Origin of the sequence: Microbacterium sp. No. 7, from assembly GCF_001314225.1 — a bacterium.
Classification (GTDB): Bacteria; Actinomycetota; Actinomycetes; order Actinomycetales; family Microbacteriaceae; genus Microbacterium.
This window is the reverse complement of the sequence record NZ_CP012697.1, coordinates 2,995,072-3,021,854: the sequence shown is the minus strand read 5'-3', so window position 1 is coordinate 3,021,854 and position 26,783 is coordinate 2,995,072. Positions and strand designations below refer to the sequence as shown.

The 26,783-nt window shown below is 72.1% G+C and carries 27 protein-coding genes; 20 read left to right on the top strand and 7 right to left on the bottom strand.

Annotated elements, in window-relative coordinates:
- The first annotated feature begins 46 nt into the window (after positions 1-46).
- The 12 genes from infC (at position 47) to AOA12_RS14040 (ending at position 10,734) form a co-directional block, all read left to right on the top strand.
- Entirely contained in the window at positions 47-673 is a 627-nt protein-coding gene (gene infC, locus AOA12_RS14095; protein ID WP_082406271.1) for a translation initiation factor IF-3, read from the top strand.
- Between the two features lie 47 nt (positions 674-720).
- Positions 721-915 carry a 50S ribosomal protein L35 gene (gene rpmI / locus AOA12_RS14090; protein WP_054683895.1) on the top strand — a complete coding sequence of 65 codons (195 nt, stop codon included), beginning with the start codon at positions 721-723 and terminating at the stop codon, positions 913-915.
- Positions 916-948: 33 nt separating this feature from the next.
- The gene (gene rplT, locus AOA12_RS14085; protein ID WP_054683893.1) at positions 949-1,332 is read left to right on the top strand and encodes a 50S ribosomal protein L20; all 384 of its coding nucleotides are present in this window, start codon (positions 949-951) and stop codon (positions 1,330-1,332) included.
- A gap of 303 nt (positions 1,333-1,635) precedes the next feature.
- Positions 1,636-2,448: a TrmH family RNA methyltransferase gene (locus tag AOA12_RS14080; RefSeq protein WP_054683891.1), complete on the top strand. Its 813-nt coding sequence runs from the start codon at positions 1,636-1,638 to the stop codon at positions 2,446-2,448.
- Positions 2,449-2,531: 83 nt separating this feature from the next.
- Positions 2,532-3,326, top strand: a complete 795-nt coding sequence (locus AOA12_RS14075) for an amino acid ABC transporter ATP-binding protein (protein WP_054683888.1) — start codon at positions 2,532-2,534, stop codon at positions 3,324-3,326.
- A 65-nt stretch (positions 3,327-3,391) separates the two neighbouring features.
- Positions 3,392-4,309, top strand: coding sequence for a glutamate ABC transporter substrate-binding protein (locus AOA12_RS14070; RefSeq protein ID WP_054683885.1), 918 nt, complete (start codon positions 3,392-3,394; stop codon positions 4,307-4,309).
- Between the two features lie 79 nt (positions 4,310-4,388).
- Entirely contained in the window at positions 4,389-5,045 is a 657-nt protein-coding gene (locus tag AOA12_RS14065) for an amino acid ABC transporter permease (protein WP_054683882.1), read from the top strand.
- Positions 5,042-5,950, top strand: coding sequence for an amino acid ABC transporter permease (locus AOA12_RS14060; RefSeq protein ID WP_054683879.1), 909 nt, complete (start codon positions 5,042-5,044; stop codon positions 5,948-5,950). The genes AOA12_RS14065 and AOA12_RS14060 overlap by 4 nt, the downstream gene beginning before the upstream one ends.
- A gap of 43 nt (positions 5,951-5,993) precedes the next feature.
- Positions 5,994-7,034 (top strand): phenylalanine--tRNA ligase subunit alpha, encoded by a 1,041-nt coding sequence (gene pheS / locus AOA12_RS14055; RefSeq protein ID WP_054683877.1) that lies wholly within the window; start codon positions 5,994-5,996, stop codon positions 7,032-7,034.
- Positions 7,034-9,544 carry a phenylalanine--tRNA ligase subunit beta gene (gene pheT, locus AOA12_RS14050; RefSeq protein WP_054683870.1) on the top strand — a complete coding sequence of 837 codons (2,511 nt, stop codon included), beginning with the start codon at positions 7,034-7,036 and terminating at the stop codon, positions 9,542-9,544. The genes pheS and pheT overlap by 1 nt, the downstream gene beginning before the upstream one ends.
- 45 nt (positions 9,545-9,589) lie before the next feature.
- A complete protein-coding gene (locus AOA12_RS14045; RefSeq protein ID WP_054683867.1) occupies positions 9,590-9,967 on the top strand; it encodes a PPOX class F420-dependent oxidoreductase in 378 nt (125 codons plus the stop codon).
- Positions 9,968-9,996: 29 nt separating this feature from the next.
- Positions 9,997-10,734 (top strand): dienelactone hydrolase family protein, encoded by a 738-nt coding sequence (locus tag AOA12_RS14040; RefSeq protein WP_082406270.1) that lies wholly within the window; start codon positions 9,997-9,999, stop codon positions 10,732-10,734.
- An 8-nt stretch (positions 10,735-10,742) separates the two neighbouring features.
- On the opposite strand, the gene AOA12_RS14035 is transcribed toward AOA12_RS14040, so the two are convergent.
- The 5 genes from AOA12_RS14035 to AOA12_RS14015 all read right to left on the bottom strand — a co-directional run bounded on the left by AOA12_RS14035 (position 10,743) and on the right by AOA12_RS14015 (position 14,524).
- Positions 10,743-11,495, bottom strand: coding sequence for an ABC transporter permease (locus tag AOA12_RS14035; protein WP_054683862.1), 753 nt, complete (start codon positions 11,493-11,495; stop codon positions 10,743-10,745).
- Positions 11,495-12,376, bottom strand: coding sequence for an ABC transporter ATP-binding protein (locus AOA12_RS14030; protein ID WP_054683854.1), 882 nt, complete (start codon positions 12,374-12,376; stop codon positions 11,495-11,497). The genes AOA12_RS14035 and AOA12_RS14030 overlap by 1 nt, the downstream gene beginning before the upstream one ends.
- Positions 12,373-12,672 carry a transcriptional regulator gene (locus tag AOA12_RS14025; RefSeq protein ID WP_054683852.1) on the bottom strand — a complete coding sequence of 100 codons (300 nt, stop codon included), beginning with the start codon at positions 12,670-12,672 and terminating at the stop codon, positions 12,373-12,375. The genes AOA12_RS14030 and AOA12_RS14025 overlap by 4 nt, the downstream gene beginning before the upstream one ends.
- A complete protein-coding gene (locus AOA12_RS14020) occupies positions 12,669-13,325 on the bottom strand; it encodes a hypothetical protein (protein WP_156366509.1) in 657 nt (218 codons plus the stop codon). Before AOA12_RS14020 ends, AOA12_RS14025 begins: the two co-directional genes overlap by 4 nt.
- Before the next feature lie 74 nt (positions 13,326-13,399).
- Positions 13,400-14,524 (bottom strand): AAA family ATPase, encoded by a 1,125-nt coding sequence (locus tag AOA12_RS14015; protein WP_054683847.1) that lies wholly within the window; start codon positions 14,522-14,524, stop codon positions 13,400-13,402.
- A 394-nt stretch (positions 14,525-14,918) separates the two neighbouring features.
- Between AOA12_RS14015 and argC the strand changes: the two genes are divergently transcribed.
- The 6 genes from argC to AOA12_RS13985 are packed head-to-tail and all read left to right on the top strand — an operon-like array spanning position 14,919 to position 21,319.
- Positions 14,919-16,001: an N-acetyl-gamma-glutamyl-phosphate reductase gene (gene argC / locus AOA12_RS14010; protein WP_054683845.1), complete on the top strand. Its 1,083-nt coding sequence runs from the start codon at positions 14,919-14,921 to the stop codon at positions 15,999-16,001.
- Positions 15,998-17,155: a bifunctional glutamate N-acetyltransferase/amino-acid acetyltransferase ArgJ gene (gene argJ, locus AOA12_RS14005; RefSeq protein WP_054683842.1), complete on the top strand. Its 1,158-nt coding sequence runs from the start codon at positions 15,998-16,000 to the stop codon at positions 17,153-17,155. Before argC ends, argJ begins: the two co-directional genes overlap by 4 nt.
- A 13-nt stretch (positions 17,156-17,168) precedes the next feature.
- On the top strand, positions 17,169-18,068 hold the full coding sequence (gene argB / locus AOA12_RS14000) for an acetylglutamate kinase (protein ID WP_054683839.1): 900 nt from the start codon (positions 17,169-17,171) through the stop codon (positions 18,066-18,068).
- Complete coding sequence (locus AOA12_RS13995) at positions 18,065-19,282, top strand: acetylornithine transaminase (protein ID WP_054683837.1); 1,218 nt, start codon at positions 18,065-18,067, stop codon at positions 19,280-19,282. Before argB ends, AOA12_RS13995 begins: the two co-directional genes overlap by 4 nt.
- The gene (gene argF / locus AOA12_RS13990; RefSeq protein WP_054683835.1) at positions 19,279-20,202 is read left to right on the top strand and encodes an ornithine carbamoyltransferase; all 924 of its coding nucleotides are present in this window, start codon (positions 19,279-19,281) and stop codon (positions 20,200-20,202) included. The genes AOA12_RS13995 and argF overlap by 4 nt, the downstream gene beginning before the upstream one ends.
- A 4-nt stretch (positions 20,203-20,206) precedes the next feature.
- Positions 20,207-21,319 carry a heparan-alpha-glucosaminide N-acetyltransferase domain-containing protein gene (locus AOA12_RS13985; protein ID WP_082406269.1) on the top strand — a complete coding sequence of 371 codons (1,113 nt, stop codon included), beginning with the start codon at positions 20,207-20,209 and terminating at the stop codon, positions 21,317-21,319.
- A gap of 148 nt (positions 21,320-21,467) precedes the next feature.
- On the opposite strand, the gene AOA12_RS13980 is transcribed toward AOA12_RS13985, so the two are convergent.
- Complete coding sequence (locus AOA12_RS13980) at positions 21,468-22,349, bottom strand: hypothetical protein (protein ID WP_156366508.1); 882 nt, start codon at positions 22,347-22,349, stop codon at positions 21,468-21,470.
- Positions 22,350-22,772: 423 nt separating this feature from the next.
- Here AOA12_RS13980 and argH point away from each other — a divergent pair, with 423 nt between their 5' ends.
- Complete coding sequence (gene argH, locus AOA12_RS13975; protein WP_054683828.1) at positions 22,773-24,209, top strand: argininosuccinate lyase; 1,437 nt, start codon at positions 22,773-22,775, stop codon at positions 24,207-24,209.
- A 34-nt stretch (positions 24,210-24,243) separates the two neighbouring features.
- Here argH and AOA12_RS13970 read toward each other — a convergent pair whose 3' ends face one another.
- Positions 24,244-25,098, bottom strand: a complete 855-nt coding sequence (locus AOA12_RS13970; RefSeq protein ID WP_197280933.1) for a CHAD domain-containing protein — start codon at positions 25,096-25,098, stop codon at positions 24,244-24,246.
- Positions 25,099-25,144: 46 nt separating this feature from the next.
- Between AOA12_RS13970 and tyrS the strand changes: the two genes are divergently transcribed.
- On the top strand, positions 25,145-26,464 hold the full coding sequence (gene tyrS / locus AOA12_RS13965; protein WP_054683821.1) for a tyrosine--tRNA ligase: 1,320 nt from the start codon (positions 25,145-25,147) through the stop codon (positions 26,462-26,464).
- The last annotated feature ends 319 nt before the right edge of the window (positions 26,465-26,783 follow it).

Here is a 26,783-nt window from a genome sequence, read left to right as displayed (position 1 = left end):
CCCGCATCCCGGTGGCCACCACCGCTACGCAAGAGGAGTTCCGCACATCAGCGATCCCCGCACCAATGAGCGCATCCGCGTCCCCGAGGTTCGCCTCGTCGGGCCGAACGGAGAGCAGGTCGGCGTCGTCCGCATCGAGGTCGCCCAGCGCCTGGCTCAGGAGGCCGATCTCGACCTGGTCGAGGTGGCCCCCAACTCGAAGCCTCCCGTCGTCAAGATCATGGACTACGGGAAGTTCAAGTACGAGGCCGCTCAGAAGGCCAAGGAAGCACGCCGCAATCAGGCCAACACGATCCTCAAAGAGGTGCGTTTCCGCCTGAAGATCGAGGCTCACGACTACCAGACCAAGCTCAAGCGCGCCGAGGGCTTCCTCAAGGCGGGCGACAAGGTCAAGGCGATGATCCTGTTCCGCGGTCGCGAGCAGTCGCGTCCCGAGCAGGGCGTGCGTCTGCTGCGCAAGTTCGCAGAGGACGTCGCCGAGTTCGGCACCGTGGAGTCCAACCCCACGATCGACGGCCGCAACATGACCATGGTGATCGCTCCGCACAAGAACAAGTCCGAGGCGAAGGCCGAGCAGAACGCCGTGCGAGCGGCGAACAAGCAGGCCGCACGCGAGTCGCGCTCGGGCGTCGAATCGGCCGAGCCGGCCGATGCCGCCGAGCCCTCGGCGTAGCCCCCCGAACTCCCCGCTGCTGCGGGAAGCACAACGAAGGAAGAGATATGCCCAAGCAGAAGACCCACTCGGGCGCCAAGAAGCGCTTCAAGGTGACCGGCAGCGGCAAGCTCATGAAGCAGCAGGCCAACATGCGCCACAACTTCGAGGGCAAGCCCAGCCGCCGTACCCGTCGCCTGTCGCAGGAGCAGGTTCTCGCTCCCGGCGACGCGAAGGTCGCCAAGAAGCTCCTCGGCCGCTGAGCGGCCCGCGCACGAATCAGGAAGTAAGAAGAAATGGCTAGAGTCAAGCGGGCCGTCAACGCCCACAAGAAGCGTCGCGTCATCCTCGAGCGCGCCTCGGGTTACCGTGGCCAGCGTTCGCGCCTGTACCGCAAGGCGAAGGAGCAGGTCACCCACTCGCTCGTCTACGCGTACCGCGACCGTCGCAAGCGCAAGGGCGACTTCCGTCGCCTGTGGATCCAGCGCATCAACGCTGCGAGCCGTCAGAACGGCCTCACGTACAACCGCTTCATCCAGGGCCTCGGCCTCGCGGGCGTGCAGGTCGACCGTCGCATGCTCGCGGAGCTCGCCGTGAACGAGCCGAAGACGTTCGCGACGCTCGTCGAGACCGCGAAGAAGGCCCTGCCAGCCGACGTCAACGCCGCCAAGGCCTCCTGACGCCGCACACCCCGGCATCCGCCCCAGGGGCGCCCCTCCACCCGGAGCGGCGCCCCTTCGCCGTCCCCGCCCCGTGTTTCCCCGACCCTCCCGCCCCTCGATCCCGGGCTTCCACTTCCCGCGAAAGTGCATCCGGCGGACGAGCATGCGATCCATGCCCGCACTCTCGTCCGCCAGTTGCACTCTCGTCCGGCAATTGGATTCTCGTCCGCGGATGCATTCTCGGTCGGCGGTGGCGTTCTGGGGCGAGGGAGGGGGCGTGGGGGTGGGGATGGGGGGAGGGGGCGGGAATAGACTGGGGGCGTGCTCGAGAACCCGCGTTCCCCCCGCGTGCGTGCCGTCGCCAAGCTGACCAAGCGGAGTGCCCGCAGTGAGACCGGGCTGTTCCTGCTCGAGGGGCCGCAGGCCGCTCGGGAGGCGCTCGCGTACCGCCCCGAGTCGATCGTCGAGCTCTACGCCACGCCGACCGCGCTGGAGAAGCACGGCGACATCCGTGCGGCGGCGGGCGACGCCGGCATCCAGCCCGTCTACGCGTCGGAGGCCGTGCTCGACGCGATGGCCGACACCGTGACGCCGCAGGGCATCGTGGCCGTCGCGCGCCAGACGCCGACCGCCGTGAAGGACGTCTTCGCCGCCGGGCCGACCCTCATCGCGATCTGCGAGGAGGTGCGCGATCCCGGCAACCTCGGCACCATCATCCGAGCGGCGGATGCCGCGGGCGCCGACGCCGTCGTGCTCACGGGCCGCACGGTCGACCTGTACAACCCCAAGGTCGTGCGCGCCACGACGGGCTCGATCTTCCACCTGCCGGTCGCCGTCGGCGCCGAGCTCTCCGACGTCATCGCCCGTGCGCACGCGGCGGGGCTGCGCGTCGTCGCCGCCGACGTCGGGGGAGACGACTTCCTCGCCTCGCGGCGCACGCTGCGGGAGCCGACGGCATGGCTGTTCGGCAACGAGGCGCGCGGCCTCGACGAGGCCGCGCTCGCCCAGGTGGACCTCTCGCTGCGGCTGCCGATCTTCGGCCGCGCCGAGTCGCTCAACCTCGCGACGGCGGCGAGCGTGTGCCTGTATGAGACTGCGTTCGCCCAGCGCGAGACGGCGTCTACGGCCGTCTGAGCGTGTGTGACGTCCTGTTACAAGTCGGTAAAGACCGCACAGGGTCTTGCCAGGTCGGGGGGCCCTCGGCCTAGGCTGACGGGATGACGACCCCTGAACCGGTGGCGGCGCCCCAGACGTCGAACATCAGCGTGAAGCGCGGTGACCCGCTCGTGGTCATCACGAACGTGCAGAAGCACTACGGCGACTTCCATGCCCTCAAGGACATCGACCTGACCGTCCACCGCGGCGAGGTCGTCGTCGTGATCGGCCCGTCGGGCTCGGGCAAGTCGACGCTGTGCCGCACGATCAACCGGCTCGAGACCATCACGAGCGGCACGATCACGATCGACGGCAAGAAGCTGCCCGAGGAGGGCAAGGCCCTCGCGGCGCTGCGCGCCGACGTCGGCATGGTGTTCCAGTCGTTCAACCTGTTCTCGCACCTGACGATCCTCGACAACGTCACGCTCGGCCCCATCAAGGTCAAGAAGATGAAGAAGGCGGATGCCGAGAAGCTCGCCAAGGAGCTGCTCGACCGCGTCGGCGTCGGGCACCAGGCCGCGAAGCTGCCGGCGCAGCTGTCGGGCGGCCAGCAGCAGCGCGTCGCGATCGCGCGGGCCCTCGCGATGAAGCCGAAGGTCATGCTCTTCGACGAGCCGACGAGCGCGCTCGACCCCGAGATGATCAACGAGGTGCTCGACGTCATGGTCGGTCTCGCCCAGGAGGGCATGACGATGATCGTCGTCACGCACGAGATGGGCTTCGCGCGCAAGGCCGCCGACCGGGTCGTGTTCATGGCCGACGGGCAGATCGTCGAGCAGGCGAGTCCCGACGAGTTCTTCACGAACCCGCGGAGCGACCGCGCCAAGGACTTCCTGTCGAAGCTCATCACGCACTGACACCAGCGTCCGCGCCCTGCACCGGCGCGGTCACCACAACGGATCACGAATCCAGGAGGAATCACATGCGCAAGACACGCATCGCCGGCGCCTTCGCCGGCCTCGCGATCACCGCTCTCGCCCTCACGGCGTGCAACAGCGGCTCGCCCACCGACCCCGGCACCGGAGACGGCGACGGCGACTCGACCGCCTCCGAGGCGCCCAGCACCGCGCTCTGGGAGGTCGCCGACGGCTTCACCCTCGAGGGCAGCCCCACCTTCGAGCGCATGAGCGAGCGCGGCGGCGTGATCGTGGGCGTCAAGAACGACCAGCCGGGCCTCGGCTACCAGGACGCGGCCACGAACGAGCGCACGGGCTTCGACATCGACATCGCGCGCTGGATCGCCGCCTCGCTGGGCTTCTCGGAGGAGCAGATCGAGTACAAGACGATCCCGTCGGCCAACCGCGAGCAGGAGATCGTCAACCAGAACATCGACTACTACGTCGGCACCTACTCGATCACCGACAAGCGCAAGGAGCAGATCGACTTCGCCGGCCCGTACTTCATCACGGGCCAGGGCCTGCTCGTGGCCGCGGACAACACCGACATCAACGGTCCCGACGACCTCGCGGGCAAGATCGTCTGCTCGGTCACCGGCTCGACGCCGCTGCAGCGCATCCGCGACGAGTACAGCCCCGGCGACACCGTCGAGTACGACACGTACTCGCAGTGCATCGACGCGGTGCTCGCGGGCTCGGTCGACGCGATCACGACCGACGAGGCGATCCTCGCCGGCTACGTGGCCCAGCGTCCCGACGAGCTGAAGATCGCGGGCGAGCCGTTCAGCGAGGAGCGCTACGGCGTGGGACTGGAGAAGGGCGACACCGCTCTGAAGGACCACATCAACGCGCTGTTCACCGACGGCGGCGACATCTGGTCGGCCCTGTTCGACCAGCACCTCGCTCCCGCGAACATCGCGGGCACGCAGCCCGCGGTCGACTGACCGACACGCGCTGGGGCGGCCGCGCCGCGAGCCGCCCCAGCGCACCGACCGTACTGACCGCATCGAGAGGACACCGCGCGTGGACGTCATCACGAACAACCTCGACCTCTGGGGCGAGTTCCTGCTCGGCACGCTCATCCTCTTCTTCGCGGGCGGACTGCTCGCGCTCGTGCTCGGCACGATCGTCGGCGCGATGCGGGTCTCGCCCGTGCCCGTCGCGCGGGCCGTGGGCACGATCTACGTCAACACGATCCGCAACACGCCGCTGACGCTCGTCTTCTTCGCGTTCGCGTTCGCGCTGCCGCCCATCCTCGGGCTGCGGCTGACGGCGCAGGTGTCGCTGACGCTCGCGGTCTGCGCCCTCGGCATCTACACGGCGACCTATGTCGCCGAGACCATCCGGTCGGGCATCAACACGGTGCCGGTGGGCCAGGCCGAGGCCGCCCGCGCGATCGGCCTCACGTTCGGCCAGGTCATGTCGCTCGTCGTCATGCCCCAGGCGTTCCGCTCCGTCATCCCGCCCATGATGAGCGTGTTCATCGCGCTCCTGAAGAACACGACCGTCGCGGCGGGCTTCTCGGTCGTCAACCTCGGCTCTATCCGCAGCTATCTCAGCGAGCGCGGCGAGAACCAGTTCGTCGTGATCCTGTGGGTCATGGTGATCTTCGTCGCCCTCGTGCTGCTCCTGTCCTGGCTCCAGCGATCGCTGGAGAACCGATGGAAGGTGGCGCGATGACCTCCGTCCTCTACGATGTGCCCGGACCCCGCGCCATCGCCCGCAACCGCGTCCTCGGCGTCGTCACGGTCGTCGCGGTGCTCGCCGTGCTCGCGTTCCTCGTCTGGCGGCTCATCGACACCGGCCAGTTCTCCGCCGCGAAGTGGCAGGCGTTCACCTACACGAACGTCTGGATCGAGATCGGACTCGCGACGCTGCGCACGCTCGCCGCGTTCGCCCTCGCCGCGATCGGAGCCCTCGTGCTCGGCTTCGTGCTCGCGATCGGGCGCCTGTCGGACCACGCGTGGATCCGCGTGCCGGTCGGGGCGATCGTCGAGGTCCTCCGCGCCGTGCCCGTGCTGATCTTCATGTTCCTGCTCTACTACGGCCTGCCCGTGATGGGCGTGAAGATGGAGCCCTACTGGGCCGTGGTCATCGCCCTGGTCGCCTACAACGGGTCCGTGCTCGCAGAGGTCATCCGCGCCGGCGTCGAGTCGCTGCCGCGGGGCCAGTACGAGGCGGGCTACGCGATCGGCCTGCGCAAGACGGGCGTCATGCGGCTGGTGCTGCTGCCGCAGGCCGTGCGGGCGATGATGCCCGTCATCATCGCCCAGCTCGTCGTCACGCTGAAGGACACGGCGCTCGGCTTCATCATCACCTATCCCGAGCTGCTGTTCTACGCGCGCTACCTCGGCTCGCAGTCGACGTACGGCTCGCCGATCGTCCCGATGACGATCGTCGTCGGCGCGATCTACATCTCGCTCTGCCTCATCCTCTCGTTCGTGGCCAACCTCGTCGAGAAGCGCCTGCGCCGATCGGCGAAGACGCCGCGCGTCGTCGGCATGCACCACCCGGTCACCGACGCGACGGACACCGAGCTCATCGCCGCGCAGGCCGATACGGCGCCGGGAGCCGACGGCAAGTAGGCGGGCACGGGCGCGTCGGCGCCCGCCGGTAGACTCGTCTCTCGTGTCTGACGAACCAGAGATCACCCCGGAAGCAGTGGATGCCGCTGTCGCGGCCGCGCTCGCGGCCATCGCCGGCGCGGCCACGACGGCCGAGCTGAAGGCGGCCCGCTCCGCGCACGCCGGCGAGGGCTCCGCCCTCGCGCAGCTCAACGCGCAGCTGCGGCACGTGCCGAACGAGCGCAAGGCGGAGTTCGGCAAGCTCGTGGGTCAGGCGCGCGGCCGCGTGACGCAGGCGCTCGCGGCGCGCGAGGCGGAGCTGGCCGAGGCCGAGACCGCGGCGCGGCTGGAGGCCGAGCGCGTCGACGTCACGGCGCTGCCGCAGCGCGCGCGCGTCGGCGCGCGGCATCCGCTCACCCTGCTGCAGGACCACGTCGGCGACATCTTCGTGGGCATGGGCTGGGAGGTCGCGGAGGGGCCGGAGCTCGAGCACGAGTGGTACAACTTCGACGCCCTCAACCTCGACGCCGATCACCCGGCGCGGCAGATGCAGGACACCTTCTACGTCGACCCGGTCGCGCGGCACCTGCTGCTGCGCACGCAGACGAGCCCGGTGCAGATGCGCACGATGCTCACGCGCGAGCTGCCGATCTACGTCGTCTCGCCCGGCCGCGTCTTCCGCACCGACGAGTTCGACGCGACGCACCTGCCGGTGTTCAGCCAGTTCGAGGGGCTCGTCGTCGACAGGGGCATCACGATGGCGCACCTGCGCGGCACGCTCGACCACGTCGCGCGCCAGCTGTTCGGCGCCGAGGCGAAGACGCGCATGCGCGCCAACTACTTCCCGTTCACCGAGCCGTCGGCCGAGTTCGACCTGTGGCATCCCACGTTCAAGGGCGGCGCCCGCTGGATCGAATGGGGCGGCTGCGGCATGATCAACCCCAACGTGCTGCGCGCGGCGGGGATCGACCCCGACGAGCACTCGGGCTTCGCGTTCGGGATGGGCTTCGAGCGGACCCTCATGTTCCGCTCCGACGTGAAGGACATGCGTGACATGGCCGAGGGCGATGTCCGCTTCAGCGAGCAGTACGGAATGGTGATCTGATGCGCGTCCCGCTCTCCTGGCTGCGCGAGTACGTCGACGTGGCGCCGGATGCCACGCCCGAGGACGTGCTCGCCTCTCTCGTCTCGGTGGGCTTCGAGGAGGAGGACGTGCACTCGTTCGGCCTCACCGGGCCGATCGTCGTCGGCCGCGTCGTCGAGTTCGTCGAGGAGCCGCAGTCCAACGGCAAGACCATCCGCTGGTGCCAGGTCGACGTCGGCTCCGAGCAGGGCGGCGTGCGCGGCATCGTCTGCGGCGCACGCAACTTCTTCGAGGGCGACAAGGTCGTGGTGACGCTGCCGGGCGCCGTGCTGCCGGGACCGTTCCCGATCGCGGCGCGCAAGACCTATGGGCACGTCTCCGACGGCATGATCGCGTCGGCCAAGGAGCTGGGCCTCGGCGACGAGCACAGCGGCATCCTGCGCCTCGCCGAGCTCGGCCTCGACCCCGAGGCGGGCACCGACGCCATCGCGCTGCTCGGCCTCGACGACGTCGCCGTCGAGATCAACGTGACGCCCGACCGCGGCTACGCGCTGTCGTTGCGCGGCGTCGCGCGCGAGTACGCGCACGCGACGGGCGCGGCGTTCCGCGACCCGGGCGACCGCGCGTTCGACGACCTCGGCCAGCCCGCCGGCGGGTTCGAGGTCGCCGTCGTCGACGACGCCCCCATCCGCGGCAACGTCGGCGCGACGGAGTTCGTCGCGCGCATCGTGCGAGGGGTCGACCCGGGCCGGCCCACGCCGCCGTGGATGGTCGCGCGGCTCACCCTCGCCGGCATCCGGTCGCTCGGCATCCTCATCGACATCACCAACTACGTCATGCTCGAGCTCGGCCAGCCCACGCACGGCTACGACCTCGACCTGCTGCAGGGCGGCATCACGGTGCGCCGCGCACGCGAGGGGGAGCGCCTCACGACGCTCGACGGCAAGGATCGGGCGCTCTCGACGGAGGACCTGCTCATCACCGACGAGTCCGGTCCCATCGGCCTCGCCGGCGTCATGGGCGGCGGCACGACCGAGATGAGCGACGCGACGCGCAACGTGCTCATCGAGGGCGCGCACTTCGACCCCGTCACGATCGCGCGCTCGGCGCGGCGTCACCGGCTGCCCAGCGAGGCGTCGAAGCGGTTCGAGCGCGGCGTCGACCCGCTCATGCCGTTCGTCGCGGCCCGCCGCGTGGCCGATCTCATGGTCGAGCTGGCGGGCGGCACCCTCGACACCGAGATCGGCGGCGCGCTGTTCGGCGAGGTGTTCGTCGGCGAGATCACCCTGCCGCACGGCTTCGTCGGCGGCCTGATCGGCGTCGACTACACGGATGCCGAGATCGTCGGCGCGCTGGAGACCATCGGCTGCGAGGTCGACGAGGCCGACGGCGGCTGGACCGTCGTCCCGCCCACGTGGCGCTCCGACCTGACCGACAAGTGGACGCTCGCCGAGGAGGTCGCCCGCATCACGGGCTACGACCGCATCCCCTCGCAGCTGCCGGTACCCCCGTCAGGCAGCGGCTTCACGCCCGCGCAGCAGGGCCGTCGCCGCGTCGCGAACGCGCTCGCCGCGGCGGGTCTCGTCGAGACGCTCTCGTTCGGCTTCACGACCGAGGCGCAGAACGACTTGCACGGATCGCCGTCGGGGGAGCGCCTGCCGCAGGTCCTGCTCGCCAACCCGCTCGACGGGCAGTCGCCGTTCCTGCGCCGCACGCTCGTGCCGGGACTGCTGCAGGTCGCGCACCGCAACCTGTCGCGCGGCCTCACCGACCTCGCGCTGTTCGAGATCGGCACGGTGTACCTGCCGGAGCCGGGCGTGACCTACGGCACCGACGACGTGCCCGCGCCGGCCGTGCGCCCCGACGCCGCGACCCTCGCACGGCTCGACGCCGCGATCCCGCCGCAGCCCCGCTTCGTCGCGGTGCTGCTCACGGGCAACCGCGTCGCGAAGCAGCCGGGCCAGGCCGCCGAGCCGTTCGACCTCGCCGACGGCCTCGACGCCGTGCGCACGATCGCCGCCGCGGCGGGCGTGCCGCTCGACGTCGCGCAGACCCGGCGCGCGGCGCTGCACCCCGGCCGCGCCGGCGTGCTGACGGTCGGCGACGTCGAGGTCGGCTACGCCGGAGAGCTGCTCCCCGCCGTCGCCGAGGAGGCCGACCTGCCCGGGCGCGTCGTCGTCGCGGAGCTCGATCTCGACCTGCTGCTGTCGCTCGCGGGCGAGCGGGTCGTCGCGGCATCCCTGTCGGGGTACCCCGCCGCGACGCAGGACGTCTCGCTCGTCGTCCCGGTCGCCGTGCCCGCCGCCGCGGTGCGCGCGGCGGTCGTCGACGGCGCAGGCGAGCTGCTCGAGTCGCTGCGCCTCGTCGACGACTACCGCGGGACGGGCGTGCCGGACGACGCGAAGAGCCTCACGTTCGCGCTGCGCTTCCGGGCGCCCGACCGCACGCTCACGGCGGCCGAGGCCACCGAGGCGAAGCTCGCGGGCGTCGCGGTCGCGGCCGAGCGCTTCGGCGCGACGCTGCGGGAGTAGCGCGGGCGTGACGAGGCGCTCCGCGGGGTCGGGCAGACTGGAGCGGTGATCACCGACGCGGCGCGCGAGTTCCTGTCCGAGTACCACCTGGCGACCCTGGCGACGCTCGGTCGCGACGGCCGCATCCACGCGGTGCCCGTCGGCATCACCTACGACGACGGGATCGTGCGCGTGATCGGCTCGCGCGGCTCGCAGAAGTTCGTCAACGCGCAGCGGTCGGGCCGCGCGAGCGTGAACACGGTCGACGGCGGCCGCTGGATCAGCTTCGAGGGCGTCGCGGAGGTCGTCGAGGATGCCGGCGAGGTGGCGCGCGCGGTCGAGCTGTACGCGGCGCGCTACCGGCAGCCGCGGCCGAATCCCGAGCGGGTCGTGCTGCGGATCCGGGTCGAGCGCGTGCTCGGATCTCCGCAGTTCCGCCCCTGACCGCCCCCGTCGCGGTAGCGTGACCGGGTATGGGAGAGATGCTGACGCTGCAGGCCTCCGGCGACCCGTTCGACGTCTACGTCGCCCGTCCGGAGGGCGAGCCGATCGGCGGTCTCGTCCTCGTCCATGAGATCTGGGGGCTCGTCGATCACATCCGCGACGTCGCCGACAGATTCGCGCGCGTCGGCTGGACCGTCGCGGCGCCCGACGTCCTCAGCCGAGGCGGCATGTCTCCGCAGACGGGGGCCGAGCTGTTCGCGCTGCGGAACAGCGACGACCCCGAGCGGCAGGCGGCGGCGCAGCCGCGCCTCCGCGAGCTGCTGACCGAGGCGTCCTCTCCCGCCTATGCGGCCTGGGCCGTGTCGGCGCTGCGCGCGACGGTCGACTGGCTGGAGGAGCAGCCGTCGGCCGTCGGCAGGATCGCCGCGACGGGGTTCTGCTTCGGCGGCACCTACACGTTCCTGCTCGCGGCGTCCGACGAGCGCATCCGCGCCGCGGCGCCGTTCTACGGCAGCGCGCCGCCGGCCGAGCGGATGCCCGGCATCCGCTGCCCCGTGCTCGCGCTCTACGGCCGGCACGACCCGGCGCTGATCGACGCCCTGCCGGCCGTCGAGGACGCGATGGCGGCGGCCGGGGTCGACTTCCGCCCCGTCGTCTACCCGGAGTTGGCGCACGCCTTCTTCAACGACGCCGGCGCCCGGTACAACCCCGCTGACGCCCACGATGCGTGGCAGCGCGTCACGGGCTTCCTCCGCGCCCACGTCTGAGCGCCCGCTCAGCGGAAGCGGCGGCCCTGATCGCGACGGTACAGCCAGACCGCGAGGGCGCCGAGCACGATCGTCCACGCGACGATCCCGAGCGCGGCCCACAGCGGCACGCCCGTGCCGGTCGCGGCGCCGACCACGATCTCGCGGGCCTGGCGCACGGGCAGGACCTTCGACGCGGCATCGAGCCAGTCGGGGAACATGATCGGCGGCAGGAAGAGCCCGCCGCCGAAGGCGAGCAGGAACATCGCGACCTGCGTGATCGCGATCGCCGCCTTCGGTCCCGCCGTCGTGCCGATGATCACGCCGATGAGCAGCGACGGCACGGCCGTCACGATCACGAGGCCGATGCCGGCGAGCACGTTCGCCCATCCCGGCCGCGCCTCGGTGAACAGACCGCCGACGACGAGCAGCGGGATCATCGCGACGACCGCGATCGCGAGCGTCGCCAGCACGAGTCCCGCGATGCGGGCGCCCGGCGCGCCCGGCAGCGTGCGCAGGTACGGCGCCCACGGCTTGGAGCGCTGATCGGCGAGGTCGAGGCCGATGGAGAAGAGCCCCGCCGACATGAAGGCGAACACGACCATCGAGGCGATCGCGCCGGTCGCGAACTCCGAGTTCGAGGTCACCATGCGCTGCGGCAGCACGAACAGGCAGAACGCCAGCGTGGGGAACACGACGGTGCCGATGACGGCGATCGGCACGCGCGCCGTCTCGAGCAGCGCGTACTTGGTGTGGACGAGCGTCAGGCCGAGCGAGGACATCACGCGGCTCCCTTCGTGAGGGTGAGGAAGGCTTCTTCGAGGGTCGCGCCCCGCACGGCGAGGTCGGCGAACGGCAGGCGCTGCGCGACGAGGGCGCGCACGAACGCGTCGGAGTCGGCGAGCACGACGGTGAGCGCGTCGCCGTCGGCCGTCACGGACGCGGCGGGGTCGATCGCCGTCACCTGCTCGGCCGTGACGCCGCGCAGGGTCACGCGGCGCCGCGCGACGCTCGACACGATCGACCCGAGGGTGTCGTCGGCGCGCACCGTGCCGCCGTCGATCACGACGACGCGCTGCGCGAGCTGCTCGATCTCCTCGAGGTGGTGGCTCGTGACGACGACGGCGCAGCCGGCGGCGTGGCGGGCGCGCACGGCATCCCACAGCGCTCGCCGCGCGTCGACGTCGAGACCCGTCGTGGGCTCGTCGAGCAGCACGAGCCGCGGATCGCCGACGAAGGCGAGCGCGACGGCGACCCGCCGCTGCTGACCGCCCGAGAGCGCGCCGCACTGCTTGCCGAGCAGGGCGCCGAGGTCGAACTCCTCGACGATGCGCGCCGCCGGGGCCGGGGAGGGATAGTGCGCGCCGACGTAGTCGACGACCTCGCGCACCTTCAGCGCCTCGGGCAGCGCCGTCGCCTGCGGTGTCGATCCCAGGCGCACGCGCGACGCGGCGTCGCGCGGGTCCCCGCCGAAGAGCTGCACCGTGCCCGAGGTCGGCGCCCGCAGCCCCTCGACGAGGGAGAGGAACGTCGTCTTCCCGGCGCCGTTCGGGCCGAGCAGGCCGACGCACTCGCCGGCATGGATGTCGAGGGTCACGTCGCTGAGCGCGACGGTGTCGCCGAAGCGCTTGGTCAGCGCGCGGGCGTGCACGAGGGCGGTCATGGCTTTCCTCCGAGAAGGTCGAGGAGCTGGGTGCGGTACGCGCGGAACGCGGACCGGCCCACGGGGGTCAGGGTGATGTAGGTCACGGGCCGGCGTCCCGCGAAGGTCTTCACGAGCGTCACGTAGCCGGCCGCCTCGAGCTTGGCGAGGTGCGTCGTGAGGTTGCCGGCCGTCATGCCGAGCTGCTTCTGCAGCACGGGGAACGTGATCTCGTCGCCGTCGGCGAGCGTCTCGTGCAGCGCCGTCATGAGCCGCAGCCGGGCCGGCGCGTGGATGGCGGGGTCGAGCTCGCTCATCGCGCGCTCTCATAGGGCAGCACGCCGCGGGCCAGCAGCACGGCGGAGATCAGCATGGCGCCCCCGCCCACGGTCGCGTAGATCAGGTAGTGCGTCGGCGCGCCGACGAAGCTCGCGGTCACCGCCGTCGCGATCATGACGCAGCCGAGGGCGAACTGCGCGGGGGAGCGCCACAGGGCCCCGCCCGCGAGGTAGAGCGCGCCCGTCAGCAGGGCGAACATGGCGGGGGCGAGGATGCCGATCGTCGTCGGCGGGAGGCCCGCGCGCTGGACGGCGCCGATGATGAACGCGGCGCCCGACATCGAGATGGTCCACGACCAGCCGTACATCGCGCCCGCGAGCTTCGACGGCCCGCGCACGCCGATGCCGCTGCGCACGCCCGCGACGATCGACACGACGATCGCGACGGCCATCGCGACGCCGAAGACGATCCACGCGAGCTGCTGCGGCACGCGCGGCCACGGGCTGCCCCCGGTCGTCTCGGCGCTCCACAGGAAGCCGAAGCCCACGGCCCAGGCCAGGGCCCACACGACGAGCATGACGGCGTAGGTGCGCTGCGACCAGCGCTGCGTGCGCCGTTCCTGGTCGCGCAGCAGCCGCAGCATGGCGGCCGGGTCGTCCGGGGTCTCCTCGTGGTCGGATGCGGTTCTCATGCAAATAAGTTTGCAACGCAAAGTTGTTTGAGTCAATAGCCGTCGTCGTCGAGGCCCGTGGTGGCGACGTCCCGCTATCGAGCGCCCCAGTTCCATGCGGGCACGTCCATGAAGCCCTGCCCGGCGACCTCGGTGCCCGCGTCGCCGCGCCGCAGCTCGACGCGCGCGGGATCGGGGAGCGCCTCCACGAGCGCGGTGGCGTGCGACACGACGAGCACCTGCGTGCGCTCGGACGCCGCGACGATCAGTCCCGCGAGCGGTGCGAGCAGGCTCGCGTGCAGGCTCGCCTCGGGTTCGTTCAGCACCAGCAGCGGCGCCGGCCGGGCGGGCAGCAGGGCGGCGCACAGCAGCAGGTAGCGCAGCGTGCCGTCGGAGAGCTCCGCGGTCTCGAGCGGGCGGAGCAGCCCCGGCTGGCGCAGCGTCAGGCGGAACAGGCCGTCCGCGGCGCGCACCTCGACGCGGCAGCCGGGGAACGCGCGGTCGACCGCGCGGTCCAGCGCCGCGCCGTGCCCGGCGTCGGCGATCGTCGCCCAGGTCGCGGCGAGGTCGGCGCCGTCGTGCGCGAGCGTCGGCGAGCGCGTGCCGACCTGCGCACGCCGCGCCGCGGCATCCCGGTCGACGCGGAAGTGGTCGTAGAACCGCCAGCCGCCCATCACGCGCCGCAGCGCGAGCAGCTCGGGCGCCGTGTCGCCGTCGGCGAGATCGGTCACGATGCTCTCGTACGGGGCCAGCTGCTGCTCGAGCGTGATCCACGCCCGGTCTCGCACGCGGGTGATCTGCCGCTTGCGGTCGATGAGCAGCGTCGCGGGCTTCGCCACCGGCCCCGTGAACACCTGCTCGCGCTTGATCTCGGGATCGCGTGCGAAGGGGCTCGCCTGGTCGGCCTGCGGAATGCCGAGGTCGATGAGGTAGCCGAGCTCCTCCGACGCGTAGCCGAGCTGCACGGCGACGGGCCTCTTGCGCACCGTGCCCTGCGTGCCTCCCTGCTCGGGGCCCGCCCACAGCACCGACGGCAGCCCGCCCTCCCGCGCCAGGGCGCCGACGATCTCCCCGCGCGCCGCGGACGCGAGCAGCCGCAGCGCCCGGTAGAGGTTCGACTTGCCCGACCCATTGGGCCCCGTGACGACCGTGAGCGCCCCGAGCGGCACGACGACGTCGCGCAGCGAGCGGTACCCCGAGACGGCGAGCGTGGTGAGCATGCGCCCATCCTCGCACCGGGCCCCGACATGCCCGGCCACCCGTGCTCCGACCGCGGCGAAGCGCGGGTGCGAGCACGTGGCATCCGCACTTCGCCGCGGTCGAACGAGTTGGTGGGGGTGAGGTTCTGGGGCGATCGCCGAGATGGTGCGGAGGCGGGCGCGGGGATGCAGCCTGCCGGCGCTCGCCGCGCGATTTGCGCCGTACGCCGCCGAGCCGATATCGTCGCGGCATGCTCTCGGCCCACACCACGACCGCTGTCGCGGTGCTGCGTGTGCGTCGACGTCTGGGCGGCCGCCGACTCTAGGCGACCCCGCGCACTCCCCGTCGCTCACGGGTCGAGTCGTGGGCGTCGCCGTCGCAAGCCCACGTCCACCAGACAATAAGGTTGAACCCATGACCTATTCGGTCGCCGTCTCCGGCGCTTCCGGCTATGCGGGCGGCGAGATCCTGCGCCTGCTCGCCGCACATCCCGACATCGAGATCCGCACCGTCACGGCGCATTCCAACGCGGGGCAGCCCCTCTCCCTGCACCAGCCCCACCTGCGCTCGCTCGCGCACCTCACCCTGCAGGACACGACGCCCGAGGCGCTCGCGGGCCATGACGTCGTCTTCCTCGCGCTGCCGCACGGGCAGTCGGGGCAGTACACCGACGCGCTCGGCGACGTGCCGCTCGTCATCGACGCCGGCGCCGATCACCGCCTCACCTCGAAGGACGCGTGGGACGCCTTCTACGGCGGCCACTTCCACGAGCCGTGGGCCTACGGCGTGCCCGAGCTGCTCGTGCAGGGGCGCAAGCAGCGCGAGAGCCTCGTCGGCGCGACGCGCATCGCGGCGCCGGGCTGCAACGCCTCGACCGTGAGCCTCAGCCTCGCGCCGGGCGTCGCCGCCGGCGTGATCGACCCGGGCGACATCGTGACGGTGCTCGCGGTGGGCCCCTCGGGCGCGGGCAAGAGCCTCAAGACCAGCTTCCTGGCGAGCGAGATCCTCGGCAGCGCGAACCCGTACGCCGTCGGCGGCACGCACCGGCACATCCCCGAGATCCAGCAGGCCCTGGCCGGGGCGGGGCCCGATGCACCGGCGCTGCGCGCCGGCACTGGACCAGCGGCTCAGGAGATCCGCGTCTCGTTCACGCCCGTGCTCGTGCCGATGGCCCGCGGCATCCTCGCCACGTCGACCGCGCCGATCACGCCGGGCACGACCGACGCGCAGATCCGGGATGCCTGGGAGCAGGCGTACGGCGACGAGACCTTCGTGCAGCTGCTCCCCGCGGGGCAGTTCCCCCGCACGGCCGACGTCGTCGGCGCGAACACCGCCCTGATGGGGCTCGCGATCGACAGGGCCGCGAACCGCGTCGTCGTCGTCACCGCGGTCGACAACCTCGCCAAGGGCACGGCCGGTGCCGCCGTGCAGTCCATGAACCTCGCGCTCGGCCTCCCCGAGGACCGTGCCCTCACCGTGAACGGAGTCGCGCCGTGAGCGTCACCGCAGCCCAGGGCTTCGAGGCGGCCGGCGTCGCCGTGGCCCTCAAGTCCACCGGCAAGCCCGATGTCGCTGTCGTCGTCAACCGCGGCCCGCTCAAGGTCGGCGCGGCCGTGTTCACGAGCAACCGGGCGAAGGCGAATCCCATCCTGTGGTCGCAGCAGGCCGTCGCCGACGGCATCGTCGAGGCGGTCGTGCTCAACTCGGGCGGCGCCAACTGCTTCACCGGCCCGTTCGGCTTCCAGACGACGCACCAGACCGCCGAGAAGGCCGCCGAGCTGCTCGGCGTGAGCGCCGGCGACGTGCTGGTGTGCTCGACGGGACTCATCGGCACGGGCGACGAGGTGTTCCGGGCCAAGGTGCTCGACGGCACCGCGCAGGCCATCGCCGCGCTGAGCGCCGACGGCGGCGCCGCGGCGAGCGAGGCCATCATGACGACCGACACGGTGCCCAAGCGCGCCGTCGTCACGCGCGACGGCTGGACCGTGGGCGGCATGGCGAAGGGCGCGGGCATGCTCGCGCCGGGACTGGCCACGATGCTCGTGGTCATCACGACCGACGCGGTGCTCACGTCGGAGGAGGCCGACGCGCAGCTGCGCGCCGCGACGCGCCGCACGTTCGACCGGCTCGACTCCGACGGCTGCATGTCGACCAACGACCAGGTCACGCTCCTGGTGAGCGGCGCGAGCGGCATCCGCCCCGACGCCGAGGCCTTCGCCGCGGCGCTCGCCGAGGTGAGCCAGAGCCTCGCCGTGCAGCTGCAGGCCGACGCCGAGGGCGCCAGCCACGACATCGCGATCCGCGTCGTGAACGCGGCGAGCGAGGAGGACGCCGTGACCGTGGGCCGCTCGGTCGCCCGCAACAACCTCTTCAAGGCGGCGATCTTCGGCAACGACCCCAACTGGGGCCGGGTGCTCGCCGCGATCGGCACGACCGACGCCGCCTTCGACCCGTACGACGTCGACGTCTCGTTCAACGGCGTGCGCGTGTGCACGGCCGGCGGCCCCGACCGCCCGCGCGAGGAGGTCGACCTCACGCCGCGCGCGACCGACATCCTCATCGACCTGCGCGTCGGCGACGCCGCCGCGACCATCCTCACCAACGACCTGACGCACGACTACGTGCACGAGAACAGCGCGTACTCCTCATGAACGAGATGGCCTCATGACCGATCTGCAGCAGACCACTCCCGAACAGGCGGCGGCGAAGGCCGCGGTGCTCATCGAGTCGCTCCCGTGGCTCAAGCGCTACCGCGACCAGATCGTCGTCGTCAAGTACGGCGGCAACGCGATGGTGTCCGAGGAGCTGCAGGACGCGTTCGCCGCCGACATCGCCTACCTGCGCTACGTGGGCGTCAAGCCCGTCGTCGTGCACGGCGGCGGGCCGCAGATCTCCAGGATGCTCGACCGCCTCGACATCGACAGCGAGTTCAAGGGCGGCTACCGGGTGACCTCGACCGAGGCGATCGACGTCGTGCGCATGGTGCTCACGGGACAGATCAACCCGCAGCTGGTCGCCAAGATCAACACCCACGGCAGCTTCGCGACGGGCCTGTCGGGGGAGGACGCCGGGCTGTTCCGCGGTCGCCGCCGCGGCGTCGTCATCGACGGCACCGAGCACGATCTCGGCCACGTGGGCGACGTCGTCGAGGTCGACCCGCAGCCGGTGCTCGACCAGCTCGCCGCCGACCGCGTGCCCGTCGTGTCGTCGATCGCCCCCGACGAGGCGCAGCCCGGTCACTCGCTCAACGTCAACGCGGATGCCGCGGCGGCGGCCCTCGCGGTCGCGCTCGGCGCGACGAAGCTCGTCGTGCTCACCGATGTGCCCGGCCTCTACGCCGACTGGCCGAACCGCGACTCGCTCGTGTCGCACCTCACGGCCCCCGAGCTGCGCGACATGCTGCCCCGCCTCGAGTCGGGCATGATCCCCAAGATGCAGGCGTGCCTCGACGCCGTCGACGGGGGCGTGCCGACGGCGGCGATCATCGACGGGCGCCAGCCGCACTCGGTGCTCGTCGAGCTCTTCACAGAACACGGAATCGGAACGGAAGTGGTGGCGAAGTGACGGACGACTCGACCTGGCAGGATGCCGCGGCGCACGACCTGGTGCGCAACGCGGGCGACCGCGCGGCCCTGTTCGTGCGCGGAGAAGGCGCGCACCTGTGGGACGACCGGGGCACGCGCTACCTCGACTTCCTCGCGGGCATCGCGGTCGTCGCGCTCGGGCACTCGCATCCCGTGTACGTCGAGGCGGTCGCCACGCAGGCCGCGACGCTCACGCACGTCTCGAACTACTACGCGACGCCGCCGCAGCTGCGCCTCGCGGCGCTGCTCAAGCGGCTCGCGGGCACGGGCGACGAGGGACGCGTGTACTTCGGCAACTCGGGCGCCGAGGCCAACGAGGCGGCGTTCAAGCTCGCCCGGCTGCACGGCGGCGCGGACCGGCCGCGCATCCTCTCGCTGCACAACTCGTTCCACGGTCGCACGATGGGCACGCTCGCGATCACCGGCAAGCCCGCGATGCGCGCGCCGTTCGAGCCCATGACGCCGGGCGTCGAGTTCATCGACTCGACGGTCGAGGCGCTCGAGGCGGCCGTCGACGACCGGGTCGCGGCGCTGTTCGTCGAGCCCATCAAGGGCGAGGCGGGCGTGCTCGAGCTGCCCGAGGGCTACCTCGCCGCGGCGCGCGAGATCACACGCCGGCACGGCGCGCTGCTGATCGTCGACGAGATCCAGACCGGCGCGGGGCGCACCGGTGCCTGGTTCGCCTTCCAGCACGAGGGCATCGTGCCCGACGCCATCACGGTCGCCAAAGGCATCGGCAACGGCTTCCCGATCGGCGCGCTCATCACCTTCGGCGCGGCGAGCGAGCTGTTCTACCCCGGCACGCACGGGTCGACCTTCGGCGGCAACGCGCTCGCGACCGCCGTCGCCGCCGCCGTGCTCACCGAGATCGAGCGGGCCGGGCTCGTGGATGCCGCGGTCCAGCGCGGCGCACAGGTGCGCACCCTGATCGAGTCGATCGACTCGGGGCTGATCGAGAGCACGCGGGGCCGGGGCCTCCTGATCGGCGTGGCGCTGCGGCAGCCCGTCGCCGCGCAGGTCGTCGCGGCGGCGCTCGCCGAAGGCCTCGTCATCAACGCCGCGAACGACAGCACGATCCGGCTCGCGCCGCCGCTCACGATCGGCGACGTCGAGATCGACGAGTTCCGCGAGCTGTTCACGCGCGCCCTGCGCGCCGTCGAACAGACGCTCACGACCACGGAGGTGCCCGCATGACCCGCCACCTGCTGCGCGACGACGACCTGAGCCCCGCCGAGCAGGCCGAGATCCTCGACCTCGCGCTCGAGCTCAAGGCCGATCGCTGGAAGGAGAAGCCCCTCGCGGGCCCGCAGACGGTCGCCGTCATCTTCGACAAGTCGTCCACGCGCACGCGCGTGTCGTTCGCGGTCGGCATCGCCGACCTCGGCGGCTCCCCGCTCATCATCTCGACGGCGAGCAGCCAGCTCGGCGGCAAGGAGACCCCCTCCGACACCGCGCGCGTGCTCGAGCGCCAGGTCGCCGCGATCGTGTGGCGCACCTACGCGCAGGCCGGGCTCGAGGAGATGGCGCGGGGCACCACCGTGCCGGTCGTCAACGCGCTGAGCGACGACTTCCACCCGTGCCAGCTGCTCGCCGACCTGCTCACGATCCGCGAGCACAAGGGCGACCCGAAGGGGCTGACGCTCTCGTTCTTCGGCGACGGGCGGTCGAACATGGGGCACTCGTACGTGCTGGCCGGCGTCACGGCGGGCATGCACGTGCGCGTCGCGTCGCCGCCCGAGTACGCGCCGCGCGAGGACGTCGTCGCCGACGCCCAGCGCATCGCCGCCCGGACCGGCGGGTCGGTGGCGCTCGTGACCGACCCGGCCGAGGCGGCCGCCGGCGCCGACGTCGTCGTCACCGACACGTGGGTGTCGATGGGCAAGGAGGAGGAGAAGACGCTCCGCATCCGCGACCTCGGCGGCTACAAGGTGACGCGGCAGACCATGTCGCTCGCGCACCCCGAGGCGATCTTCATCCACTGCCTGCCCGCCGACCGCGGGTACGAGGTGGATGCCGACGTCATCGACGGTCCGCAGAGCGTCGTGTGGGACGAGGCCGAGAACCGGCTGCACGCCCAGAAGGCGCTGCTCGTGTGGCTGCTGCGTCAGCAGTGAGCTGATGACCGGCCGCGGGCTCCGGGAGCGCGGCGCCGCGCGGTGGCTCGCCGGGCGGTGGGAGCGGCTGAACGGGCCCGCCCGGCTGGGCGGCGTCGACCTCGCCCGCGGCCTCGCGGTGATCGGCATGCTCGCGGCTCACCTGCTCGCCGACGCCGAGGCGTCGCCCCTGCAGCTCGTGCCGGGGGAGTCGTTCGCCGACGGGCGGTCGTCGATCCTGTTCGCGACGCTCGCGGGCGTGTCGATCGGCCTCGTCACGGGCGGTGCGGCACCGTTCGGCCGGGACGCCCTGGGCCGTGCCCGCCGCCGGCTGTCCGCGCGCGCCGTGCTGCTGATGGCGATCGGGCTGCTGCTCATCGCGACGGGCGTGCCCGTGTACGTCATCCTGCCCGCCTACGCGATCCTGTTCCTCCTCGCGCTGCCCTTCGCGGGAATCGGCGCCCGCGGGCTGTTCGCCGTCGCGGCGGCGATCGGCCTCGTGATGCCTTTCGTCCAGCCGCTGCTCGACGGCCTTCCCGTGTGGGACGAGCCGTACGGCCCCGATCTCGCGCTGGTGCTGGGGTGGCACTACCCGTTCCCGGTGTGGCTCGCCTTCGTGCTCGCCGGCATGGGGGTCGCCCGGATCGACCTGCGCCGCGCGTCCACGGCCTGGCGGCTCGTGGCCGTCGGCGGTGCGCTCGCGCTCGCCGGATACGGCCTGCACCGGCTGAGCGGCGCGGGCGACGGAACGGACGACGGCGTCGTCGTCTGGACGGCCCGCGCGCACTCCAGTGGGCTGCTCGAGGTGATCGGCTCGGGCGGCTTCGCGCTCGCGGCGATCGGCGCATGCGTGCTCGCGTGCCGCGGTCCGGTCGCCCTCGTCGTGCTGCCGCTGCGGGCCGTCGGCGCGATGCCGCTCACGGCGTACGTCGCGCAGCTCGTCGTGTGGGCGCTGTGGTCGCAGGAGGCGCTGGGCACGACGGGCGATCTCGCCGGCTTCCGCGCGCTCGATCCGTTCTGGCCGATCACCCTCGGCATCCTGCTCGGCTGCACGGCGTGGGCGCTGCTCGTCGGCCGCGGGCCGCTCGAGGCGCTGACGGCGTCGGTCGCCCGCATCGCCGCCCCGCCCCACCCCTGACGCCGGCGCGGACCTCCTCGAGCCGGGTTCCCCTGGCATCCCTCGTCCGCGGTTTCGTCCGGCCCATGGTGTCACGATGCGGTCCGAGAGCGACATCCCGGGCCCGATGAAATGTCCGCGTTGTGTTCGTCCGGCTCGGCGAAACCTGTCATGGATGCCATCCTGCTCGGATGAGCGCGTCGCGGACGCGCTGCACGGCGGGGGCGCCTGACTCTCGCAGGTGTCGTGCGGTCAGCCGGATCGTCTCCCAGCCCGCGGCGGTGCACGCGGCGTGCTTCTCGATATCGCGGTCCCATTGCGCGCGGTCGGTGCGGTGATGGTCGCCCTCGTACTCTATGAGCAGGCGCCACGCCGGATAGGCGAGCTCGGTGAATCCGATGGCCTGCCCATCGCCGTCGAAGACGTCGAAGTCGAGGTCGGGCTCGGGCAATCCGGCCCGCGCGCAGGCCAGGCGCACACGGGTCTCGCCCACCGACGCGCTCCCCACACGGATCTGCGGCAAAGCCGCGCGCAACCGCCCGATCCCTTCCCTCCGGCCCGCGTCGAGGCACCGAGCGAGCTGCGTCAGCGAGGCGAGAGCATCGCTGGGCGCCCCGCGCTGCATCCCCTTCTTGCGCGGAATGCGCACGATCGCGTCGCCCGCTTCGATGAGCTCGTCCACGCTCAGAAGCGGCGCGAGCAGCGCCCAGGTCGTGGCGGGGCTCGTCACCCTCAGGCCCGCGTGCGGGACGATGCCGGTGAGCGCGGGCAGCAGCGCATGACCACGGACGCCCGCAGACTTCGGTGCGCGCCGGGGCGTCGGAACCGAGACGTCGATACCGCGAGGCGTCTCGCCGTGCAGCACTGTCCGAAGCAGCCGGATCGGGAGCGGCAGGTTCCACAGCACCGCAGCCGTGACATGGCTGAAGAACCCGTCGCTCGGAGCGATCGTCGCGAAGGCGCGGGCATGCCGCTCGATCTCGGTGCGCAGGGCGCGCGCCTGGGCGGCGATGTCGCCGTCGTCATCCGGCGGAGGAGACGTCGATCGCATGCGCACGCCCCGAAACGGCGCCGGCAACGAGGGATGCCGGAGCCTTCGGCGCGAGACACCGGCATCCCGTGCCGTTCGTGACGAGAACACATCGTCGAGATCGTCGGGCAGAGGCGCGGGCGGACGTGGCATGGGCACAGTGTGCGGGAACGCCTCATCCCGCGGACGGCGCGGGAGCCGATATGTGGACAACCGCGGCAAACGCCTCGCTGGGGACGAAGCGTCGCGGCGCCCCCCGCGCGGTCATCCGGCCCGAAGCGCCGCAATCGAGGGCGATGGCGGCATGACCGGCCGGATGAGTGCGCCGGTCGGATCTCATCCGGCCGCAGGCGTCGCGACCGTGGGCCATGGCGGCATGGATGATTTCGGGGCGGATGCCGCGGGTAGGCTGAGCGGGTGAGTGAGAGCAATGGCCAGGGCACGATGCACGGCACCAGCGAGGGTGGGCACGGCACCAACGAGGGCGCACTCTGGGGCGCGCGATTCGCCACGGGCCCCTCGCCCGAGCTACAGGAGCTGAGCCGCTCGACGCACTTCGACTGGGCGCTCGCGCTCTACGACATCGCCGGCTCGCACGCGCACGCGAAGGCGCTCGCCGCGGCCGGGTATCTCACCGGCGACGAGGAGACGCGCATGCACGCGGGCCTCGACGCGCTCGCCGCCGCGGTGCAGGACGGCACCCTCGTCGCGCAGCCCGGCGACGAGGACGTGCACGGCGCCCTCGAGGCCGCCCTCATCGCCGAGGTCGGGCTCGAGCTGGGCGGCAAGCTGCGCGCCGGCCGCAGCCGCAACGACCAGATCGCGACGCTCGTGCGCCTGTACCTCCTCGACCACGCGCGCGTGGTCGCCCGCGGCGTCCTGGGCGTCGTCGACGCCATCGTGGCGCAGGCGGGGGCGCATCCGGATGCCATCATGCCCGGCCGCACGCATCTGCAGCACGCGCAGCCGATCCTGCTCGCGCATCACCTGCAGGCGCACGCCTGGCCGCTCGTGCGCGACCTGGAGCGGCTGCGCGACTGGTCGGCGCGCGCCCGCGTCTCGCCGTACGGCGGGGGAGCGCTCGCGGGTGCGACCCTCGGCCTCGACCCGCAGCTCATCGCCGACGAGCTCGGGCTCGCGTCGCCCGCCGAGAACTCGCTCGACGGCACCTCGTCGCGCGACGTCGTCGCCGAGTTCGCGTTCGTCGCCGCGATGATCGGCATCGACCTGTCGCGCTTCGCCGAGGACATCATCATCTGGAACACGCGCGAGTTCGGGTTCGTGACGCTCGACGACGGGTACTCGACCGGATCGAGCATCATGCCGCAGAAGAAGAACCCCGACATCGCCGAGCTCGCGCGCGGCAAGGCCGGACGCCTCATCGGCAACCTGTCGGGACTCCTGGCCACGCTCAAGGCGCTGCCCCTCGCCTACAACCGCGACCTGCAGGAGGACAAGGAGCCGGTGTTCGACTCCGCGGCGACCCTCGCGGTCGTGCTGCCGGCGTTCGCGGGCATGGTCGCGACGATGCGCTTCGACACCGCGCGCATGGCGTCCCTCGCCCCCGAGGGCTTCTCGCTGGCGACCGACGTCGCCGAGTGGCTGGTCAAGAAGGGCGTGCCGTTCCGCGACGCGCACGAGATCTCCGGGTCGCTCGTGCGCGCGTGCGAGGAGCGCGGCATCGGGCTCGAGGACGCCGACGACGCGCTGCTGCAGCAGGTCTCGGCCCACCTCGTGCCGGCCGTGCGCGAGGTGCTGTCGATCGAGGGCTCGGTCGCGAGCCGCACCGGCGCGGGCGGAACCGCCCCGGTGCGCGTCGCCGAGCAGCGCGAGGCGCTCGTCGCCCGCGCTCAGGCGGCCGCGCACGCCCTCGGCCTGTAGGCGCGGCTGCGGTCGGCGCGGTCGGGGGGACGGCTCAGTCGATGTGCCGGAGGAGCGCGGTCGTGTCGGTCACGCGCTCGGCCTCGCGGTCGGCGAGCGCCCGGAGCGCGGGGCGCGCGACCTCGTCGGCGCCGTCGGCGAGCCGGTCGAGCAGGGCGTGGGCGACGTGCGCGTCCTGCAGCTCGCCGAGGGCGTCCTGCAGGGCCCGGCCGCGTTCGACGGCCACGTCGCCGTCGGCGTCCAGCACGGGCAGCGCGAGCTCGACCGCGTAGCGGTGCCGCTTGCCGGCCTTGCGCGCGTCGTGCAGCAGCTCGGCGGCGCCCGGGTCGCCCGCGCGGCTCGCCGCGAGGGCGCGGTCGAGGCGCTTCCGCAGGGTGTGGCCGACCGCGTCGACGGCGCTGCGCGCCTCGCGGGCGGGCAGGCCGGCATCCTTTCGCACGGGCGGGTCGTCGCGCCAGCGCTCCAGCCGGTCGCGCAGCCGCGCGTGCTCTGCGGATGCCAGCTCGTGGCGCGTGTCCTGCCACGCCGTGCGCAGCCGGTCGTCGATCTCGTCGCGGATGACGCGTCGGGCGGCGTCGGCCGACGCCGGAGAGCCGCCGAGCTCGGCGAGATCGGCGAGGAGGCGGGCGTCGAGCACCTCCAGGTCGCGCAGCGCGCCCAGCACGAGGCCCCATCGGCGCACCGCGGCCTCCAGCCTCGCCGCGGGCTTGCGGCGGTGGACGCCCGCGAAGGTGCGCAGCGTCGCGCGGAGCCGGCGGATCGCGACCCGTGTGGGGTGCACCGCGTCGAGGTCGCCGCGCCGCAGCCGCTCGTCGGCATCCAGGATCGTCGCGATCTGCCGGTCGGCGTACGCGGCGACGAGCGCGCCGAGCGTCTCGGATTCACCCATGACCACGACCATAGGGCCTCTGCCGGCATCCGTTAGCCTGGAACGCGTGTCTGAAACCGTCGTGAACGCCCCCGATCCCGTGCGTGCGCTGGCGCCCGCCAACGACCCGACGTTCGACAACGTCTGGGACGAGATCGTGTGGCGCGGCCTGGTGCACGTGTCGACCGATCAGGACGCGCTGCGCGCCCTGCTGGCGGGGGAGCCGATCACGTACTACTGCGGGTTCGACCCGACGGCGCCCAGCCTGCACCTCGGCAATCTCGTGCAGCTGCTCACGATGCGCCGGCTGCAGCTCGCGGGGCACCGGCCGCTCGGGCTCGTCGGCGGGTCGACGGGACTGATCGGGGATCCGCGCCCGACGGCCGAGCGCACGCTCAACACCCCGGAGACGGTCGCCGAATGGGTCGGCCGGCTGCGGACCCAGGTCGAGCGCTTCCTCGGCTTCGAGGGCGACAGCGCGGCCCGCATCGTCAACAACCTCGACTGGACCGCGCCGCTCTCGGCGATCGACTTCCTGCGCGACATCGGCAAGCACTACCGTGTCGGCACGATGCTCAAGAAGGACGCCGTCGCGGCGCGCCTGAACTCCGACGCGGGCATCAGCTACACCGAGTTCAGCTACCAGATCCTGCAGGGCATGGACTACCTGGAGCTCTACCGGCAGTACGGATGCGTGCTGCAGACCGGCGGCAGCGACCAGTGGGGCAACCTGACGAGCGGCACGGACCTGATCCATCGCGTCGAGGGCGTGTCGGTGCACGCCATCGGCACGCCGCTGATCACCAACAGCGACGGGACCAAGTTCGGCAAGAGCGAGGGCAACGCCGTCTGGCTCGACGCCGAGATGTGCAGCCCGTACCGCATGTACCAGTTCTGGCTCAACACCGACGACGCCGACGTGGTCGACCGGCTCAAGGTGTTCACGTTCCTCACGCGCGCCGAGATCGAGGAGTACGCGCGCCTCGTCGCCGACGAGCCCTTCCGCCGAGCGGCGCAGCGCCGCCTGGCGCTCGAGGTGACCACGACCGTGCACGGTCTTGCGGCGACGCAGGCCGTGATCGCGGCCTCCGAGGCGCTCTTCGGCAGGGGCGATCTGGCGACGCTGGATGCCGCGACGCTGCGCAGCGCCCTCGAGGAGCTGCCGAACGCCGCGGTCGCCGGCGGCACGCCGGTCGCGCAGGCGCTCGTCGACACGGGACTGTGCACGAGCCTCTCCGAGGCCCGCCGCGCGATCGCGCAGGGCGGGGTCTCGCTCGACGGCGAGAAGGTGGCCGACGAGAACGCCCTGGTCACGGGCGGGCTGCCGGGCGGCGTCTCGGTACTGCGCCGGGGCAAGAAGACCCTCGCCGGACTGTTCGTGGGGTGACGTGCGGCGCGGGGAGGACGGCGCGACACGCCCGGGATGCAGGCCTGATTTGTCGAGTGCCCCGGATCCGCGTAATGTTCTTGTTGTTCGCCCCAAAGGGTTGAGCGAGAGCCGGAAGGCCTCACTCCCCTCAAGCAGCGAGCCGAACCCCTTCCTGTGTTCTCTTGCAGAACAGGCCCGCGTGGTCTAGGATGGGAAACCTGCCACGGAGACCGCGGTCACCGGCTGACGCAAGGATCTGAAGATCCGAGCGTGCCGGTTCGACAGACGGATCGCGGCAGAACGAATCTGATTGCCCTGTGGGCGAGGTCGAGAGGCC

Excerpts from the sequence above, each read along its gene's own strand:
- rpmI (WP_054683895.1), top strand. The coding sequence starts at position 721 with ATGCCCAAGCAGAAGACCCACTCGGGCGCCAAGAAGCGCTTCAAGGTG.
- AOA12_RS14075 (WP_054683888.1), top strand. The coding sequence starts at position 2,532 with ATGACGACCCCTGAACCGGTGGCGGCGCCCCAGACGTCGAACATCAGC.
- AOA12_RS14015 (WP_054683847.1), bottom strand. The coding sequence starts at position 14,524 with ATGCTCACCACGCTCGCCGTCTCGGGGTACCGCTCGCTGCGCGACGTC.
- argF (WP_054683835.1), top strand. The coding sequence starts at position 19,279 with ATGACCCGCCACCTGCTGCGCGACGACGACCTGAGCCCCGCCGAGCAG.
- rplT (WP_054683893.1), top strand. The coding sequence starts at position 949 with ATGGCTAGAGTCAAGCGGGCCGTCAACGCCCACAAGAAGCGTCGCGTC.
- argB (WP_054683839.1), top strand. The coding sequence starts at position 17,169 with ATGACCGATCTGCAGCAGACCACTCCCGAACAGGCGGCGGCGAAGGCC.
- pheT (WP_054683870.1), top strand. The coding sequence starts at position 7,034 with ATGCGCGTCCCGCTCTCCTGGCTGCGCGAGTACGTCGACGTGGCGCCG.
- AOA12_RS14020 (WP_156366509.1), bottom strand. The coding sequence starts at position 13,325 with ATGAGAACCGCATCCGACCACGAGGAGACCCCGGACGACCCGGCCGCC.
- argH (WP_054683828.1), top strand. The coding sequence starts at position 22,773 with ATGCACGGCACCAGCGAGGGTGGGCACGGCACCAACGAGGGCGCACTC.
- AOA12_RS13980 (WP_156366508.1), bottom strand. The coding sequence starts at position 22,349 with ATGCGATCGACGTCTCCTCCGCCGGATGACGACGGCGACATCGCCGCC.
- AOA12_RS14025 (WP_054683852.1), bottom strand. The coding sequence starts at position 12,672 with ATGAGCGAGCTCGACCCCGCCATCCACGCGCCGGCCCGGCTGCGGCTC.
- AOA12_RS13985 (WP_082406269.1), top strand. The coding sequence starts at position 20,207 with ATGACCGGCCGCGGGCTCCGGGAGCGCGGCGCCGCGCGGTGGCTCGCC.
- argC (WP_054683845.1), top strand. The coding sequence starts at position 14,919 with ATGACCTATTCGGTCGCCGTCTCCGGCGCTTCCGGCTATGCGGGCGGC.
- AOA12_RS14040 (WP_082406270.1), top strand. The coding sequence starts at position 9,997 with ATGGGAGAGATGCTGACGCTGCAGGCCTCCGGCGACCCGTTCGACGTC.
- AOA12_RS14060 (WP_054683879.1), top strand. The coding sequence starts at position 5,042 with ATGACCTCCGTCCTCTACGATGTGCCCGGACCCCGCGCCATCGCCCGC.
- AOA12_RS13970 (WP_197280933.1), bottom strand. The coding sequence starts at position 25,098 with ATGGGTGAATCCGAGACGCTCGGCGCGCTCGTCGCCGCGTACGCCGAC.
- AOA12_RS14035 (WP_054683862.1), bottom strand. The coding sequence starts at position 11,495 with ATGTCCTCGCTCGGCCTGACGCTCGTCCACACCAAGTACGCGCTGCTC.
- AOA12_RS14070 (WP_054683885.1), top strand. The coding sequence starts at position 3,392 with ATGCGCAAGACACGCATCGCCGGCGCCTTCGCCGGCCTCGCGATCACC.
- AOA12_RS14030 (WP_054683854.1), bottom strand. The coding sequence starts at position 12,376 with ATGACCGCCCTCGTGCACGCCCGCGCGCTGACCAAGCGCTTCGGCGAC.